At 49.1% G+C, this 17,234-nt stretch carries 15 protein-coding genes; 8 read left to right on the forward strand and 7 right to left on the reverse strand.

Annotated elements, in window-relative coordinates:
• The first annotated feature begins 141 nt into the window (after positions 1-141).
• Positions 142-702, forward strand: coding sequence for a DUF4136 domain-containing protein (locus ACYVEA_RS26705; protein ID WP_461116486.1), 561 nt, complete (start codon positions 142-144; stop codon positions 700-702).
• A gap of 63 nt (positions 703-765) precedes the next feature.
• Here the strand turns inward: ACYVEA_RS26705 and ACYVEA_RS26710 are convergent, their stop codons facing one another.
• The 4 genes from ACYVEA_RS26710 to pheS form a co-directional block, all read right to left on the reverse strand.
• Positions 766-2,079 (reverse strand): DUF937 domain-containing protein, encoded by a 1,314-nt coding sequence (locus tag ACYVEA_RS26710; RefSeq protein ID WP_461116487.1) that lies wholly within the window; start codon positions 2,077-2,079, stop codon positions 766-768.
• 155 nt (positions 2,080-2,234) lie between these two features.
• The gene (gene xseB / locus ACYVEA_RS26715) at positions 2,235-2,423 is read right to left on the reverse strand and encodes an exodeoxyribonuclease VII small subunit (protein ID WP_093829478.1); all 189 of its coding nucleotides are present in this window, start codon (positions 2,421-2,423) and stop codon (positions 2,235-2,237) included.
• A gap of 68 nt (positions 2,424-2,491) precedes the next feature.
• Positions 2,492-3,691, reverse strand: a complete 1,200-nt coding sequence (locus ACYVEA_RS26720) for an exodeoxyribonuclease VII large subunit (RefSeq protein WP_461116488.1) — start codon at positions 3,689-3,691, stop codon at positions 2,492-2,494.
• A gap of 87 nt (positions 3,692-3,778) precedes the next feature.
• A complete protein-coding gene (gene pheS, locus ACYVEA_RS26725; protein ID WP_461116489.1) occupies positions 3,779-4,819 on the reverse strand; it encodes a phenylalanine--tRNA ligase subunit alpha in 1,041 nt (346 codons plus the stop codon).
• 368 nt (positions 4,820-5,187) lie between these two features.
• On the opposite strand from pheS, the gene ACYVEA_RS26730 reads away from it, so the two are divergent.
• Both ACYVEA_RS26730 and ACYVEA_RS26735 read left to right on the forward strand, forming a co-directional pair.
• Complete coding sequence (locus ACYVEA_RS26730) at positions 5,188-5,619, forward strand: LytR/AlgR family response regulator transcription factor (protein WP_461116490.1); 432 nt, start codon at positions 5,188-5,190, stop codon at positions 5,617-5,619.
• Positions 5,620-5,868: 249 nt separating this feature from the next.
• The gene (locus ACYVEA_RS26735; protein WP_461116491.1) at positions 5,869-6,291 is read left to right on the forward strand and encodes a LytR/AlgR family response regulator transcription factor; all 423 of its coding nucleotides are present in this window, start codon (positions 5,869-5,871) and stop codon (positions 6,289-6,291) included.
• 72 nt (positions 6,292-6,363) lie between these two features.
• Here ACYVEA_RS26735 and ACYVEA_RS26740 read toward each other — a convergent pair whose 3' ends face one another.
• On the reverse strand, positions 6,364-7,044 hold the full coding sequence (locus tag ACYVEA_RS26740) for a porin family protein (protein WP_093829488.1): 681 nt from the start codon (positions 7,042-7,044) through the stop codon (positions 6,364-6,366).
• A gap of 225 nt (positions 7,045-7,269) precedes the next feature.
• On the opposite strand from ACYVEA_RS26740, the gene radA reads away from it, so the two are divergent.
• A complete protein-coding gene (radA, locus tag ACYVEA_RS26745; protein ID WP_461116492.1) occupies positions 7,270-8,655 on the forward strand; it encodes a DNA repair protein RadA in 1,386 nt (461 codons plus the stop codon).
• A 17-nt stretch (positions 8,656-8,672) separates the two neighbouring features.
• On the opposite strand, the gene ACYVEA_RS26750 is transcribed toward radA, so the two are convergent.
• Positions 8,673-9,176 (reverse strand): DinB family protein, encoded by a 504-nt coding sequence (locus ACYVEA_RS26750; protein WP_461116493.1) that lies wholly within the window; start codon positions 9,174-9,176, stop codon positions 8,673-8,675.
• 118 nt (positions 9,177-9,294) lie between these two features.
• Here ACYVEA_RS26750 and ACYVEA_RS26755 point away from each other — a divergent pair, with 118 nt between their 5' ends.
• On the forward strand, positions 9,295-10,173 hold the full coding sequence (locus ACYVEA_RS26755) for an alpha/beta fold hydrolase (RefSeq protein ID WP_461116494.1): 879 nt from the start codon (positions 9,295-9,297) through the stop codon (positions 10,171-10,173).
• 66 nt (positions 10,174-10,239) lie between these two features.
• On the opposite strand, the gene ACYVEA_RS26760 is transcribed toward ACYVEA_RS26755, so the two are convergent.
• Positions 10,240-11,112 carry an AraC family transcriptional regulator gene (locus ACYVEA_RS26760; RefSeq protein WP_461116495.1) on the reverse strand — a complete coding sequence of 291 codons (873 nt, stop codon included), beginning with the start codon at positions 11,110-11,112 and terminating at the stop codon, positions 10,240-10,242.
• A gap of 136 nt (positions 11,113-11,248) precedes the next feature.
• On the opposite strand from ACYVEA_RS26760, the gene ACYVEA_RS26765 reads away from it, so the two are divergent.
• The 3 genes from ACYVEA_RS26765 (at position 11,249) to ACYVEA_RS26775 (ending at position 17,216) form a co-directional block, all read left to right on the forward strand.
• Entirely contained in the window at positions 11,249-12,127 is an 879-nt protein-coding gene (locus ACYVEA_RS26765) for a sugar phosphate isomerase/epimerase family protein (RefSeq protein ID WP_461116496.1), read from the forward strand.
• 67 nt (positions 12,128-12,194) lie between these two features.
• Positions 12,195-13,316 carry a Gfo/Idh/MocA family protein gene (locus ACYVEA_RS26770; RefSeq protein ID WP_461116497.1) on the forward strand — a complete coding sequence of 374 codons (1,122 nt, stop codon included), beginning with the start codon at positions 12,195-12,197 and terminating at the stop codon, positions 13,314-13,316.
• Between the two features lie 90 nt (positions 13,317-13,406).
• Positions 13,407-17,216, forward strand: coding sequence for a PVC-type heme-binding CxxCH protein (locus ACYVEA_RS26775; protein ID WP_461116498.1), 3,810 nt, complete (start codon positions 13,407-13,409; stop codon positions 17,214-17,216).
• Positions 17,217-17,234 lie beyond the last annotated feature (18 nt).

Raw genomic sequence — 17,234 nt, forward strand, 5'->3', positions numbered from 1 at the left:
CGTTGCTTCTATGCAACTACGATGTGGTGAAGTTGTTTTAATCGCCGGGTGTTTACGTATCACTCTAAATCTGCGGGAAGGAGGTGATAAAGCAGACAAAATACCCTGGAATGCGTTTTAGGAGTAAGCAACTGGTCTACTATGAAAACTCAGTTCACACTCATATTTCTCTTCATCGTAGGAATAACGGGCTGTTCACCCTATCGTATCATGCGAAATCAGGGAGACAAATCAACAAATTGGGCAATGTACCGAACGTTCGCGTTTATTGACACAACACGTATTGATCCGACGCCCAGTGCCGCCTATCAGGCGGCAATCGCACAGGTCGAGCGGGCAGTAGGCACTGAATTAACCAGACGTGGATATCAACAACTGGCTGGTAACCAACCCCCGTCCGAGGCCGATCTTCTGGTAAACATAGGTGTTGTTGTCAGCGAAAAAACGCAAACCCGCCAAACGACGATTTATGAAGCACCGCGCTATATTGGTCAGCGAAGGTATCATTGGCAAAGTCAGGATGTGCCGGTCAGTACTTATAAAGAAGGAACAATCAGCCTGCATATTGTCGATGTGAAGCAAAATGCGCTTATATGGGATGCGGCCGTTGCCAGTGTACTAGGCAAAAAAGGAGCTACGTCCGAGCAGATTAACGAAGCGGTCAACAAGGTATTTACAAAGTTTCCCGGTAATCGTCCATAACTAAAAATCCCTCCCGAGCGCTCGGGAGGGATTTTTATAGCGTTTGTAGTATTGCTCAGGCTGTCATTTGGCAACGACTTTTACGTCAATCTTACGCAGTGTCGGTCTGGGAATAGCTGATGTGTCTCGTCGATAAACGCCTGTACCCCGGCCAATGGCGTCTACCCGAAGGAAATTGATACCAGCTGTCATTAATTGTTGCTTGATCTGATAGACTCGTTTAAAGGACAGATTCTTGTTCGTGAAGCCTCCCTGGGCGTCGTTCGCATAGCCAACCAGTTGGATCTGCAACTGGGGATACGTCTTCAAAAGCGTGGTTAATTCGTTGATAGCCGCGACCGAGCCGGGCGTTAGTGACAAGGAGCCGGGTAGAAACGCGACGCCTGTCATGGGAAATACACGCCCTTTGGGAAGAGCGGGATTCGTCAGGTAAGGCGTCATTAGTTGCGTCAACCCACCGGCGACTGTGGCCGTCGTTGGCGGGGTAACGGCCGTTGCTGAACCGGCTGTTTTGGCTGTCGGCTCTTTCGGAACAGCCAGCGATCGGGTAACCGTATCGGCCTGAATCGAATCGCCAGTTACCGTCGATAAGTTACTGCTATCGTTGTGTTCGTCCGAATATTTTTGGGTATTCTGATAAATATAATACCCTCCAATGGCCAGGGCGAGTGCGATCAAGGCGCCAAACCCCCATTTGGTGAGTGCTGCATTCTCATTATCCGAATCATCGGTAAGGTCGTAGCTGGTAATCTGACGGGCAGGGGGAGCTGTTGAGCGTGTGGGCGATTCGACCGTTGGGCGCCGGGTTTGCGCTGCCTGACCCGTCACGATTTGCTGAAGCCCAACCTTTTCAACCAAACGGGGCATAAAGTCCTCTGGTACGGCGCTGATAAACGCGTCGCGTTCCGAGAAAAGCATCAATGCCAGGCCTTCTGCATCCAGTTTCTGGTCTTTAACCTGTTTGCCAAGTACCTGAAGAACAATGGTTGTGGTAAGCCCCAATAACGAAATTGACGACGAGTTGCGAATCCCGGCATACGTCGAAATCATGTTGCTGATCGAACTCTTCATCGCGGGTAACAAGTGACTTATCACGTCGTTACCCTGCATAATAAGCGTATTCGTTTGAGAGGGGTCGCGTAAAATATTGCCTGGATTGTCGGTTAACGTACCATCATATCGGCCTTTCTGAATGTGACTATAAAGCTGATTTACGCCAATGTCGCTCATTGTACGTTTCATCAGGCCCCCTATTATCGTATAAACAAGCCCATTAACGGCTTTGCTGGTTTTTTCGGCAGGTTCGTCAATATATGTGGCAATGCGCGACATAACATCCGAACTTAATACATTATTTAAATTGGCAAATAAATTCATATGGTGAACAAACTCAATCAAGCAGAAATAAAATAGGTGCCATCACGAACATCACAACCTGCATCGGCACAGAACACCCGGCGGGCAGTAGCCCCGCGATAAAATTAGGGAAGGTTTAGCAAAGGTTACATAATACCGGCTAATAAATCCAGGATTTATCGTTTGGGTAACCGTTCGATAACTTCCTGATACTCCGTCTCGACGGCACGCAGCCTCTCCTGACAAAATGTAATCAATTCGGTAGCCAGCCGAATCTTGCCGGGCAGTTCGTCGAGCGGTACTTCTTCGTTTTCAATTTCATTGACCAACGTACTGAGTTGATCATAAGCGTCCTGGTAAGTCATAAGTAGTTCTCAGTCATCATTCGATCGTCAAGAGTTTCTAATCGCCAGCATACACTACCGGCTGATGATTATTGACGAACGACTACGTTTATGCTTCCATCGTGCATCTGCACCTGAAGCGTTTCGTTGGGTTGAATGTCGGTAGTGTGGGTTAGAATCCGGCCATTACGTAGCAGCAGCGCATAGCCTCTCTTTAGTACGTTCGACGGATCGAGGTGACGTAGTGTAACGGCTTTTTCAGCAAGGTCGGTATGGCGGCCACGGAGATAGGTATGCGAAACAAAGCGGAGCCGTTCGGTTTCCCGGTCAAGGTTTTCCCGGGCTGACAGCAAGGCTTCACGAGCCACCATGCGTAGGCGCTCGCGAAGTTGAAGGCAACTTTCTTCAAACTGCCGATTGTGCTCAATCAGAAAAGCCGCTGCTTTGGTTGGTGTTTTTACGCTCTGATGACAAAGCAGGTCGGTAATGCTGATATTACGTTCGTGACCGATGCCTGCCAGAATAGGAATATCAAATCCCGCCACTGTTTGTCCCATCAGATACGTATCGAACGAACCAAAATCCAGTTGGGAGCCGCCCCCGCGCACAATAACAACCGCATCGTAGGCTACACCACTCGTACGAATGCGCTCCAACTGCCCGCAAATAGCTCGTTCGGCACCCTGACCCTGAACCTGCGTCAGAAATTCATCGACTACAAAATCATACCCGAAAGGGTTTTGGGCCAATTCGTGCCTGAAGTCGCGCCAGCCGTCCGAATTGGGTGCCGTAATGAGCGCCATGCGTTGCATAACGGCAGGGCGGGGCAGGAGCTGATTAGCCGTAATATATTGTCCGGCTTCAAGCCAGATCAGATCGGGATGATCGGTAACCAGCGCATCAAGCACCGCCTGCCGTTCCCGTTCGAGATTGCCAAGGGTGTAGGATGGATCAATTTTCAGGATCTCCAGCCGCAACCCATATACCGGGCTATAGCCTACCGATACCAGCAGTAATAGTTGAATATTACGGGCAAATGCTACGCCCGTTTCCTTTTCAAAATTGCCAATGGTATGGTAGTTTCTCCGCCAGATACAGGCCTCCAGTTTGGCGAGTGTTTCGCGGCCTGCCGATTCGCGGTCTACCAGCGTCAGGAAGCAGTAGCCCCGATCCGGGTAGTTTTTGATGTCGCTTGTTTCGGCCACTACCCAAACCGCTTTCTGCCCAAACGCTTCGTCAATGACGGCTTCGAGTGTAAACGCTAAATCAGAAAGGCGAATGGGAGACATAAAGTTGAGTTGTCAGTCGCTGGTCAGTAGTCGTTAGTGAGCAGATAGCCAACTGCTAACGGCTATTGACTAGCGACTCATGACTAATTATAGTCCTTCAAACTGTTGTAGAAACCTGACGTCGTTTTCGGTGTATAGGCGAAGGTCATTCACTACGTATTTCAATTGGGTGATCCGTTCGATGCCCATCCCGAAAGCAAAGCCGGTATATTCTTCAGGGTCGATGCCGCAATTGGCAATAACCTGCGGATCGACCATGCCTGAGCCCGCAATCTCGACCCAGCCCGAATGCTTGCATATATTGCAGCCTTTGCCGCCACAAATCTGGCAGGAAATATCAATCTCAGCGCTCGGCTCGGTAAACGGAAAATACGACGGGCGAAAACGAATTTGTGTACCTGGCTCGAACATCTCCTTCACGAAGTGATAGAGCGTATCCTTCAAATCCTTGAATCCCACGTTACGGTCGATGTAAATGCCCTCAACCTGGTGGAACATGCAGTGGGCCCGTGCCGAAATGGTTTCGTTCCGATACACCCGTCCGGGCATGATCGAACGAATAGGCGGTTTTTGACGCTCCATCAGACGAATTTGCACGTTGGACGTATGAGTACGTAGCAGCATATCGGCAGGCGCGCCATTTTCTACCTTGGCAACGAAGAACGTATCCTGCATGTCGCGGGCCGGGTGATTTTCCGGGAAGTTCAACGCCCCGAAGTTATACCAGTCCGACTCTATTTCGGGACCGTCGGCCACATTGAAGCCAATCCGCTCAAATATCTGAATGATACGTTGACGAACTAAGCTCAGCGGATGCTGCGTGCCAGTCAGGTTCGGAATGGTTGGCAGGGTCAGATCAACGGGTGGCGCACTGTCGGCGTTTGTCCGTTGCTCGTCTACTTGCTGGGTAAACGTTTCAAATCGTTCCTGGGCAAAATTCTTCAGGCCATTTAATTCCTGTCCCACCGCCCGGCGATCAGCCTGCGGAACCGTTTTAAGTCCCTCGAAAAGTTCGGTTATCACACCCTTCCGGCTAATGAATCGCATCCTGAACTGCTCCAGTTGCTCCGGTGAGTTGATTGTATAGTGTTCAATTTCCTGATGTAGGTCTCTTACTTTGTCCAGCATATGCTACGGTTTCAGCTATTTGCTTCAACAAAGGTACATAAAAAGTCAGGAGACAGTCGGTCTGTACCAGGTGAGATCCTCTTATGACTAACGAATTTATGGTTATAACAAGAGTGAAAGCGAAGCGAAATTAGCTGGTAATGGTACTTACTTTTTGTTGAGTAAGCGGAAAATGTACCTGAATATTAGGCAATTATGGCTAGTAATTTTACTTATTATTACATGATTTAATAAGTAGGTCTGATTCTTGTGAATGAACGTAGCGGGGACGAACCTTACAAGTAGTGGCTGCGGTACGTGGATCGGTATAGTAAGTTTCTGAGTGTCAACCCATAACTATAGTTTATCAATCATCATCCCAAACGACTATGAACGCATTCACTAAAGACTCTATTTTTGACAATGTGTCCATTCCTTTCCACAATAGTGTGGAAAAAATTGCCGATTCTGCTTACCTGCAAAAACTTCTCATTCCATTTTATGATCGTAAACGCACAGTTTCTGTCGATGAGATTGTACGGTTGGAGGGTTGCGGAAATTACACAAACTTCTACCTTAAAGACGGTACAAAAATGCTGGTGTCCCGGACGCTAAAAGAATATGAGACGTTACTGGACGGGCAGGCTTTTGTTCGGGTTCACAAATCCTGTATCGTTAACCTGGGGTTTGTACGCAAGTTTTTTGTCAAAAAAGAGGGCGAACTGGAGTTGATAGACGGGCAGCAGATAAAGATATCACGTCGGCGTGCTCAGATGTTTATAGACCGGATTCGGGATTTTCAGCCTGTGCTCGTTAGCTAAGGCATTACGAAGGAGTTACCCGATCTTTGGGCTGGTAGAATATACGTTATCTGACCACGTAGTTTTACGCAATAGGCTGGGTACATTCACTCAAAAAATACGATAAAATTAAGCTCAATGGCTTGATTAGCAATTGGTTACTATTCAAAAGTAGCCCTTGCCGATCAAGCCATTTCTTTTTGAACCAGCGTCCATAAAGTAGTTTTGTTTCATCAATCACCCAAGACATCGACCAAAAATCCCTCTACCATGGAAGCCACTACTTTATCCTCAGCCCAAACACTATCCTCCGTTGTTCCTCACTTCCCGTCTTCGTATCAGCGTGGTGCGCAACGTATTGCATTACCCTACTTAAATCGCACTATATTTATTTCTGTAGACGATATTTTGTGCCTTCAGGGCGAAGGAAATTACACGTTCCTGCATACCCGCGACCGGAAGCGGTATTTAGTATCGAAAACACTTAAAGAATTTGAAAAGACGCTGGATGGCTCAATGTTCCTGCGTATTCATAAATCATATATCGTCAATTTAGCCTACGTACAACGTAGCATCTTCACGAAAGAACATCAGGTGAAGCTGGCCGACGGACGCGAAGTGGGGATCTCCCGCCGACGGGTAAAAGTTATTTCGCAACAGCTCGCCCAGTACTGGCAACGCCTTTATAACTAGAGGATTATCGTCGAACGACAAACGACCCGCCGGAAGCTTCCGGCGGGTCGTTTGTCGTTGCATTGAGTTGTTCTAAAATAGTCGGTAGGCCAGCGTAATCTGCCAGGACTTCATCGTCTGGCTAAATTTGGCTGCGTTATCGACGGTGTTGATCTGAGCGATGTCGGAAATATTTCCCTGATAGCGTACGTCAAGACCAAACGAGCCGAGGTCCAGTCCACCACCAACCTGGTAGCCATAATAAGCTTTGGCCCAGGCATCGTTGAGTGAACCACTGGTGTACTGGCTTAGCGCCTGGCCCAGCTTCTGATTATCGTCAACCCGGAACGAGACAACCGGTCCAGCTACTACACGAAGTGGGCCTCCTTTAATACCCAGCAAAAGCGGTACGTCGAAGCTGGTTGTTGTTACCTTAACCGTTTCTGTCTGTCCATTCCGAATAATGCCGAATTCGCCCGCCCGGGTTGAGTAGAGAAGTTCTGGCTGAATGAACAGATTTTTACCAAAACGGGCGTAAATGCCAAATGAGGTACCTGTCTTACTATCAAAGCTGTCGCTCAGGCTGTTCCGAAACGTTTGTCCGTCAAGACTCACCGAAGGGGAACCATTGGCATTAGTACCCGTTGATACAAAATTGCCAAAACTAAGCTTGGAGAGATTAACGCCCCCTTTAATTCCGATCTGAAAGCCGCCTTGTGCAAATGACAGGACGGGCAGACATGTTAGTAATGCGAAAAGCAGGTTTTTTTTCATAATTGGTCGTATCAGACGCTGTTGTTTGTTAAACGCAGATTGGGAATCTACCGTACAGGACGCCAACTTATTTCGAGCGAACGGCGTTAGAATAGTGAGCAGTTATCAGTAAATAGTTAGCAGTTTTTGTATGGCCGTGATTGGATTCCATACGAGCCGTAACGTTTAATGGATGGCTGAATTTATTTACTGATACTTGCTAACGGCTCACTCTTACCTGAAAAAATGGCCAAGTTAAAAACCACCTATTTCTGTCAGAATTGCGGCCATCAGTCGGCCAAATGGATGGGCCGATGCCCGTCCTGTGGAGAATGGAATACAATCGTAGAAGAGGTTGTTCAGAAAGATGAACCCGTGGCAGGCGGCTGGCGTAGCCCATCGACCGGGCCGGGGGGAATGAAAGTGGCGGCTAAACCCAAAGCCCTGCACGCAATTAATTATGAAGAGCAACCACGTATATACACCACTGATGGCGAACTGAATCGTGTACTGGGTGGTGGCATTGTGCCTGGATCACTGGTGCTGATTGGCGGGGAGCCGGGTATTGGTAAATCAACGCTCTTGCTGCAAATTGCCCTGAGCCTGGCCGGGATGCGGGTTTTATACGTATCGGGTGAAGAAAGTGAGCAGCAAATTAAAATGCGGGCCGAACGACTCGACGTACCAACCAGCGATTGCCACGTCATGACCGAAACCTCTACCCAGAATATTTTCCGGGTGGTCGAACACTTTGAACCCGAAATTCTAATCATCGATTCGATCCAGACCATGCAATCGTCGCTGGTGGAGTCGGGAGCGGGGAGCGTTTCTCAGGTACGCGAATGCGCGACCGAATTCATGAAGTACGCCAAAGAAAGCGGTGTGCCGGTGTTCATGATCGGGCATATCACCAAAGAAGGAACGCTGGCCGGGCCTAAAGTGCTGGAACACATGGTTGATACCGTACTAACCTTCGAAGGCGACCGGCACACTACGTACCGAATTCTGCGTACGAATAAAAACCGCTTCGGTAGCACCGACGAATTAGGTATCTATGAAATGCTGGGTACCGGGCTCCGGCAAGTAACGAATCCCTCCGAAATTCTCATTTCGCAACGCGACGAGGCTTTGAGTGGTGTCACGATTGGCTCCATGCTGGAAGGTAATAGACCGCTCATGATCGAAACCCAGGCATTGGTAAGCGTAGCAACCTACGGCACTCCGCAACGTAGCAGCACCGGTTTCGATGCCAAACGATTGAATATGTTACTCGCGGTTCTGGAAAAACGCGGTGGCTTCCGGCTTGGGCAACAGGACGTATTTCTGAATATTGCGGGCGGCCTGCGCGTTGAAGATCCGGCGATTGATCTGGCCGTTTGTGCCGCCGTCGTGTCGAGTTATGAAGATATCGCCATCTCGCCATCGGTGGCTTTTGCCGCCGAAATTGGATTAGGGGGTGAAGTGCGGGCTGTGAGCCGGATTGAATCACGTATCGCCGAAGCTGAAAAGCTTGGATTCAAGCAAATGTTTATTTCCAAGTATAACATGAAAGGACTGGACACTCGAAACTATAAAATCAGCATCAAGGCCGTTTCTCGGCTCGACGAGGTGTTTCAGGGTGTATTGATGTAGTATGTACGTCTGATTGATCACTCGTCCGGCAAGAGATAAAAGCCCATTGGCTGTTCAGACGTGCGCAATGCTCCACCCAACTGTAGAATCGTGAAAAAATGGTGCGCTTCGTGGAGAAGGAAGAACTCCGTCCAGCCCTCAAGCGTCATTGGCCCGTAAGCAGGATGCAGCCCGATATGAACAAGTTGTTCCTCCCTCAGAATGCTAAGGAACGCATTCAGGGTCAGGCGCTCGCCCCGCAGTCGTTTGGCCAGTTCCTGGAACGAAAGTTCTTCCCAGTCAGCAAAACCAGGATCGTTATCAGCAACGTAACGACTGAATGAAGGGGTATCGCCCGAAATTATTTGTTGCAATCGTTCCAGAAAAACCTCCTGATAGCGGCCCAAATGAGCCATATTTTCAAAAATAGACCATTTACCTGATACTGGCCGTTGCCGAATCTGGGCTTCAGTCAGACTGAATAACAGATGGTTTAAAGCGTCGGGTTGATTCGTTAATCGGTTGAGGAGCGATTGCTTCATGAGCGAGTAAAAGGTTGTAACAAAGCCAGGTATATTGAGAATACGGGACAAACCATTTTTTCTACCTGTAGTTCTATTTACGTGAATCGAATAACTCAACAAAAAATTCAAATACGTTATGAGCTACATAAAAGCAGGTACGGATGCCTCCGGTAATGATATCAAACTTTTCTATCAGGATCTAGGGACAGGCACTCCCGTAGTACTTATTCATGGCTGGCCACTGAGCCACGAAATGTGGGATTATCAACTGGCCGAACTACCCGCTCATGGTATTCGTGTTGTTGCCTACGACCGTCGGGGGTTTGGTAAGTCAACTCAAACCTGGGATGGTTATGACTACGATACACTTGCCGACGATCTAAAAGCCGTACTCGATGAACTGAATCTTCAAAATGTAACATTGGTTGGCTTCTCAATGGGTGGGGGCGAAGTTGCCCGATACATGAGCCGTCATGGTGGAGCACGTGTCAGCAAGGTAGCCTTTATCAGTGCCGTAACGCCTTATTTGTTGAAGACCGATGATAATCCAGACGGCGTTGATCAGAGCGTTTTTGATGAAATAGCGGAAAACATCAGGAAAGACCGGGCAGATTTTCTGCAGACATTTGGCAAACAGTTCTACGGCGTAAATCTCCTGAATAAGCCCGTTAGTCAGGCGCACCTTGACGGCGATTTCGCCAGAGCCTATGTGGCATCGCACAAAGCAACGCTTGATTGTGCTACGTCATTTTCGACAACGGATTTCCGGGATGACCTGACTCAAATTCAGGTGCCGACCCTGATTATTCACGGGGACGCCGACAAGACTGTTCCCCTTGAATCGTCTGGCGAACGAACGGCTGAAGCATTGCCGGCTGCTCAGTATATTGTTTATGAAGGAGCCCCGCATGGCTTATTCGTAACCGAGAAAGATCGGCTGAATGAGGATTTGCTCTCCTTTATTACGGAAGGTGTAAGCGTGCGTGAACCGGCTGGTTCAACGATTTTATACTAAGACGATTCGTCTCCAGGCAGATCGGCGATCGGCCCACTTTCATTTGAAGGTGGGCCGATCTGTTTATTACAACTCTCGATATGTTTTTACGTAGCCAGACGGTGTTTGACCTGTAATATCTTTGAATTGCCTGTTGAAGTTTGACAGCGTTCGGAAACCACTCTCAAAGCTGATTTGTGTAATATTCAGTTTGCCACCAATAAGCAGTTTACAGGCGTGCCCAATACGTACTTCGGAGACAAATTCCGAAAAAGTTTTGTTAGAGCGCGTTTTAAAATAGCGACAGAAAGCCGGAGGGGTCATGCCCGCCAGGTCGGCAACGGTGTCTAAGCTAAGGTCGTCGGGAAAGTGTCCCAGCACGTAGTTATGAACCAATTGCATCCTGTCGGTTTCATTCGGTTTCATCGTGTTCGTGTAGCCTGGACTGGTCAGATGGCGGTAATCTGTGGCATGAGAAAGATCATTCAACAGATTCAGCAGGCCAATGACACGCTCGAAGCCAACCGGCTTTTGGGTGAGATTTTTGAGTGCCGTTTCGGTTCTTCGGCGAGTATACCCCGTCCATTCCAGTCCTTTCCGGGCCTGATTGAGCAACTGGCGCAATGCTGTCATCTCTTGTTTTTCCAGAAAATCAGTTCCCAGGAAATCTTCCGCGAAATAGATGACAATTCCTTTAGTCGTTAGGTTGGACGACTTATCGAAGTACGCCTGATCACTACGCCAAAGGTGGGGTAGATTAGGGCCGAGAAAAACCAGATCACCCGGTCCAAAAGGTTTAATCGAATCACCGATGAAGCGAGTGCCTGTACCTTCTTCTACCAGAAACAATTGGTAGTGTGGGTGGAAATGCCAGTTGGGATCGAAGTGCGGTTCAACCAATTCTTTTACAATGAATGAGGCCGCAACCGGTTCAAGGTCTTTACGAAGGGGCTGTTTCATTGAAAATACTCATTTTTAACACAAATGACGCCAAAATTTCTGATTTAATGTAAAAAAGAAGTCAGTATTCGCCAATAAAAGCCGTACAATCCAATTTACTACTTAGTATGTTTGTGTAATTTTTTAGAGACTCAATATGAATAAGGTAGGAATGAACATGTTCGTCTGGACGGCTACGATGGACGAAGACTTATCTAAAACACTATCGTTCCTGAAAGGCAGCGGCTTCGATTTTGTTGAAATACCGATTAGTAGATCAGTCGATAGCACAGGTCATCTCGACAAATGGCAGCGTATCGGTCAGCAATTGAGAGAATTGGAATTAGGTGTTCAAACCTGTTCGATTTGCGGCCCGGAATATAGTCTTATTGATCCTGACGAAACCGTTCGACGTACGAGTATTGAGTATCTAAAGGAAGTTGTTACGTGTTCGCGACTGCTCGGATCGAAAATCCTGATGGGTCCTTTGTATGCCGGTTTTAAGACCTTCACCGGGAAGCCAGCTACAACGGAGGAATGGAACTGGTCGGTGGCAGGAATGCGCGAAGTGGCAGAGCACGCTCAAAATGAGGGAGTCACGCTGGCCATGGAATATCTCAACCGGTTTGAGACGTATCTGCTCACCTGTGCTGATGATCTCGTGCGTTATATCGACGCTGTCGATCACCCGAATTGCCGGGCCGCTTTTGATACGTTTCATGCCAATATGGAGGAGAAAAACGTGGCCGATGCCATCCGTACTTGTGCGCCTTATCTGGTTCATGTCCAGATCTCGGAAAATGACCGCTCAACACCCGGAAAGGGACATATTAACTTCGAAGAAGTGTTCGATACGTTGCAGGAAGTCGGTTATGAAGGGCCTATTGCCATTGAAGCTTTCGGCCCAAATCCGCCTGAACTTGCCGCAGCCACCCATATTTTCCGGCCTATGTTCAGTTCGCCCGAGCAATTGGCTGTAGAAGGGCTGACATTTATACAAGCGCAGTTGGCTACGAATTCAGTAACGCCGGGTTGAAATCCCAGGCAATTGACTTAAACGATTATGAATTATTTGCGCTGGGTTTTAATCCGGCGGTTACACCATGCAAAAGCTGAACATAGCAATCGTTGGCCTTGGATTTGGGGCCGAATTTATTCCAATTTATCAGCGGCATCCAAACGCGAACATGTACGCGATTTGCCAACGGAACGTAGCAAAACTGAACGAGATCGGTGATGCATACGGCATTGAAAAACGCTACAGTAATTACGACGAACTGCTTACCGACCCGAACATTGATGCCGTTCATATCAACTCGCCAATTCCGAACCACGCCGAGCAGAGTCTGAAAGCGTTGCGGGCGGGAAAACACGTAGCGTGTACCGTACCAATGGCCACAACCGTTGAGGAGTGCATGGAAATTGTGAAAGCGACAAAGGAATCGGGTAAGAAATACATGATGATGGAAACCGTGGTCTACAGCCGCGAATTTCTATTTGTCAAGGAGTTGTATGAAAATGGGGAATTGGGAAAAGTACAGTTCCTGAAAGCCAGCCACCAGCAGGATATGGATGGATGGCCTGATTACTGGCCTGGTCTGCCGCCCATGCACTATGCCACGCACTGCGTTGGTCCCGTAGCGGGTTTGCTCAAACTCGAAGCCGATTACGTATCATGTTTCGGATCAGGAACGATTCGGGAGGAGTTGGCTAAGATTCATAACTCGCCGTTCGCAGTGGAGTCGGCTCATATCAAGTTCAAGGACAGTGACTTATCCGCCTATGTGTATCGGTCGCTGTTCGACGTAGCGCGCCAATACCGCGAAAGTTTCGAGGTGTACGGGGATAAAAAATCGTTCGAGTGGCAACTCATCGAGGACGAACAACCGGTAATTCATACGGCCAAAAAGCCGGAACCGGAGATTCCGGAAAAAGTGACTGTGCCCGATTATGCCCGTTTGTTGCCTGTTGAAATTGCTGGCTTTACAACCAAGGGAGTGTATGATGCCGATGAACAACAACACCTGTCCTTCACGCAGGGGGGCGGGCACGGCGGCTCACACCCGCACATGGTTCATGAGTTTTTGTCGGCCATTGTCGAGGATCGCGACCCGTTCCCGAATGCGGCCCAGTCGGCCAACTGGACGAGCGTAGGTATTCTGGCGCACGAATCAGCTTTACAAGGTGGGCAGTTGATCAAGTTACCCGATTTTAAAAATATGTAAATTCTAAACACAGAGGTAACGGAGTAAAACACGGAGGGCACGGCGCTACTTTGTGTTCTCCGTGAATCCTCTGTTTACTCTGTGTTGGAAATGAAAAAAATACTTACAGCAATTGGGTTAGTCGTAATGATGACCCAATGTGCCCGTCAATCGGGTACACAAACATCTGTTCAACAGAAGGATAGCAAAAACTCTGGCGCGTTGGCTCGCCGGACGGAAATCCTTTTTCTGGGCGACAACGGACACCATAAACCCATTGAGCGGGTGCCAGAAATTATGGAGGCTCTGGGTAAAAAGGGAATCAATTTCACGTATACCGACAAACTGGAAGACCTGAATGCCGATAACCTGAATAAGTATGACGGGTTACTGATTTTCGCCAATTGGGACAGTATCGGGAAGCCACAGGAAAAGGCACTGCTGGACTACGTAGCGTCGGGGCACGGGCTGATTCCGGTGCACTGCGCGTCGTATTGTTTCCGAAACTCAACTGAGTATGTCGACAAAGTTGTTGGCGGACAGTTCTGGCGGCATCGGATGGATACCATTCAAACGCACTTCACCCAGCCGAACAACCCAATCGTGGCTGGTCTGCCCTCGTTCAAAGCCTTCGATGAAACGTATCTGCACAGTCATCTGCAAGCCGACAATAACGTACTGGCTGTTCGCGATATCAAAGCCGATCAGGAGAAAGATAAGCCCGGTGTAAAGGAAGAACCCTATACCTGGACCCGGCAATATGGCAAAGGGCGTGTTTTTTACACGGCTTATGGGCACGACGAACGTACCTGGACGCAGCCCGGTTTTCAGCAATTGCTCGAACGCGGCATTTTGTGGGCGATTGGCGACGAGGCTAAAAAACGCCACGATGCGCTGAATCCGCAACCGTTTGCTTACCACGAAGCCCTACTTCCGAACTACGAAAAGCGGCCCGGTGCCCAGATGGAGCAGGAACCTCTATCGCCCGAGGAGTCGATGAAGCACCTTCAGGTGCCGGTTGATTTTACTCTCGATCTGTTTGCGCATGAGCCAAACGTGATGCACCCGATTGCGCTGGCATGGGACGAACGCGGACGGCTGTATGCGCTCATCACGAAAGATTACCCGAATGAGCGCAAGCCCGAAGGTGGTTCCGACTACATCGTCATTTGCGAAGATACCGACAAAGACGGCAAAGCCGACAAGTTTACCAATTTTGCCGAAGGACTGAGCATTCCAACGGGCATGGTGTTCGCCAACGGCGGGCTGTATGTTTCCCAGGCCCCGCACATGTTGTTTCTGCAGGATACCAATGGCGACGACAAAGCAGACGTAAAGAAAATTGTGTTCACCGGATTCGGTACGTTCGATACCCACGCCGGACCAAGCAACCTGCACTACGGTTTCGACAACTGGATTTGGGGCAGCGTCGGGTACTCTGGCTTCAAAGGCAAAATTGGTGCCGATAGCGTTAAGTTCAGTCAGGGCTTTTTCCGGTTCAAGCCAGATGGTTCTAAACTTGAACACGTAACGAACACGTCGAACAACACCTGGGGCCTTGGTTTCAGCGAAACGGGCGATATTTTTGGCTCAACCGCTAACAATTCGCACGGTTGGTATATGGCCATTCCAAACCGATATTTCAATGGTGCTCCCCACCTGCGCGAAAACGGCAGCCGCAGCATCGACACGCACAAAGACATGAAACCCATCACCGAAAAAGTTCGTCAAGTGGACGTATTTGGTGGGTTCACGGCCGCAGCGGGACATAACCTGTACACCGCCCGCGCTTTCCCGAAAAAATACTGGAACAAAATCGCGTTCGTGGCCGAACCAACCGGACATATCCTGCACCAGAACGTAATGGAAAAAACCGGTACAAACTTTGAGGATGCCGAAGGCTTCAACCTGGTAGCCGGTGCCGATGAGTGGTTTGCGCCCGTCTTTGCCGAAGTTGGTCCGGATGGTGCCGTTTGGGTCGTTGATTGGTATAGCTACATTATTCAGCACAATCCTACGCCAAAGGGAGCTACCAACGGCAGTGGTAATGCCTACGAAACACCCCTCCGCGATTTCACGCACGGACGCATCTACCGGGTTGGATACAAGAACGCACCGGCCTATACGCCGATGGCGCTGAGTAAAGACCGGCCAGCGGAGTTGATTGCTGCGCTAAAAAATACGAATATGTTCTGGCGGATGACGGCCCAACGCTTGCTCATCGAACGCGGGAATAGGGACGTAGTGCCACAACTGACTGCCTTGATCAACGATCAGTTTGTCGATGAAATTGGCAATAATCCGGCGGCCATTCATGCACTGTGGACGTTGCACGGCCTGATTATTAAGGAACCCGATGTTTCAGATATGAAAGATAGGATAGACTTTATGAGCGCTATAGAACCCGCGCTGAAACATCCGGCTCCAGCCGTTCGAAAAACGGCCGTACAGGTGATGCCCATGACTCCGCATACCATTGCTTTATTTCGCAAATATGATATTCTGAATGACAAAGAACCGTTAGTTGTCCTGAACGCATTACTAGCCTTCTCCTCAAAAGACTGGGTAAAATCAAAGGAGGCTCAGCAAATGATTCTGGCTCGTCTTGATAAGTCTACAGAAGCGAATGATCGATGGCTACCGGATGCTTTTGCCAGTGCACTGACCAGTGCGAATGGGTTTTTACTGAAAACGTATCTCGGTCAGATCACCATGAACGGTTCCGCAAAATCGAACGTGGCTTCCGCTGCACACGATATGAGTAGTCACGCTGGACATGGGACATCTGCAATGGCCTCCTCAAAAGCCGTAGTACCTGCTGGGAATCAGCCTGATCTTGTTGTTACCGCTGTTCGGACTACGCCAGATTCACCCACCGTTCGGGAAGGTGCCAAACTGTTTGTCGACGTAACGAATGCCGGTGGCGTGGCTATTCCCGAAGGTACGCCCATTCCAATGACGCTACGGGTTGAGGGCCCCAAAGGTGTAGCGGATGCGTCGAAGATTGATTTTGTGAGTGTTACGCATAATACAGGGATCAAACCCGGCGAAACCGTTACGATCAGCAAAGCGAATAATGGCCCCTGGGTAGGGGATATGGGAGTTATGTTCGAGCGCGCTGGCCAATATACCATTACGGTAATGCTCGACCGCGAAAACAAAATTGCGGAGAGCAACGAGCAAAATAACAACGCCACGCACACGCTAACGTACCGCGCTCCGCAAAGCATGAGTGCCTATGTGCTGGAGCGGGCTACCCGTAGTTATGCGTCGGTTGCGCCGGTTGATTCCGTCATTGCGTTACTTCGACAAACGCAAAAGCTAAATCCGGCGGAGAGCGACGCCATCGTAAAAGGCGTATCGGAAGGCTGGAACATGAAAGAGAAAGGCCAGGTGCGTGAGGCTGATAAATCGTTTTTAGCCAGTTTGAGCAATACGGTTTCTACGGATAATCGCGAACGTCTGAATCGCCTTTACGAAGCGTGGGGACTTACGAAAGCCGAAGCGGTCGACCCAAATGTTGAACTGGTACGTATGAAAACAGTGCGCGAAGAAATGCGCTTTGACAAGAAAGAGTTTACTGTTACGGCTGGTAAGCAAGTGGAAATAGTGCTGGAAAATCCCGATGCCATGCAGCATAACCTGGTGATTGGAAAACCGAAGAGTATGGAAATTATCGGTGCCGCTGCCGATAAAATGATTACGGCGAAAGACGGGGCTGAAAAGAACTACGTGCCATCTATTGCGCAGATCATCGTATCTACGCCACTGGTCAATCCCGATCAAACGTACCGGCTGAAATTCACGGCACCGGCGGCCCCTGGTGACTATCCATACGTGTGTACGTTTCCGGGCCACTGGCGTATCATGAATGGGGTTATGAGAGTAGTAAGCGCGCAGTCGGCATCCGTTAGCAAATAGACGCTAATTTTTCAAAAG

The organism is Spirosoma jeollabukense, from assembly GCF_054777855.1.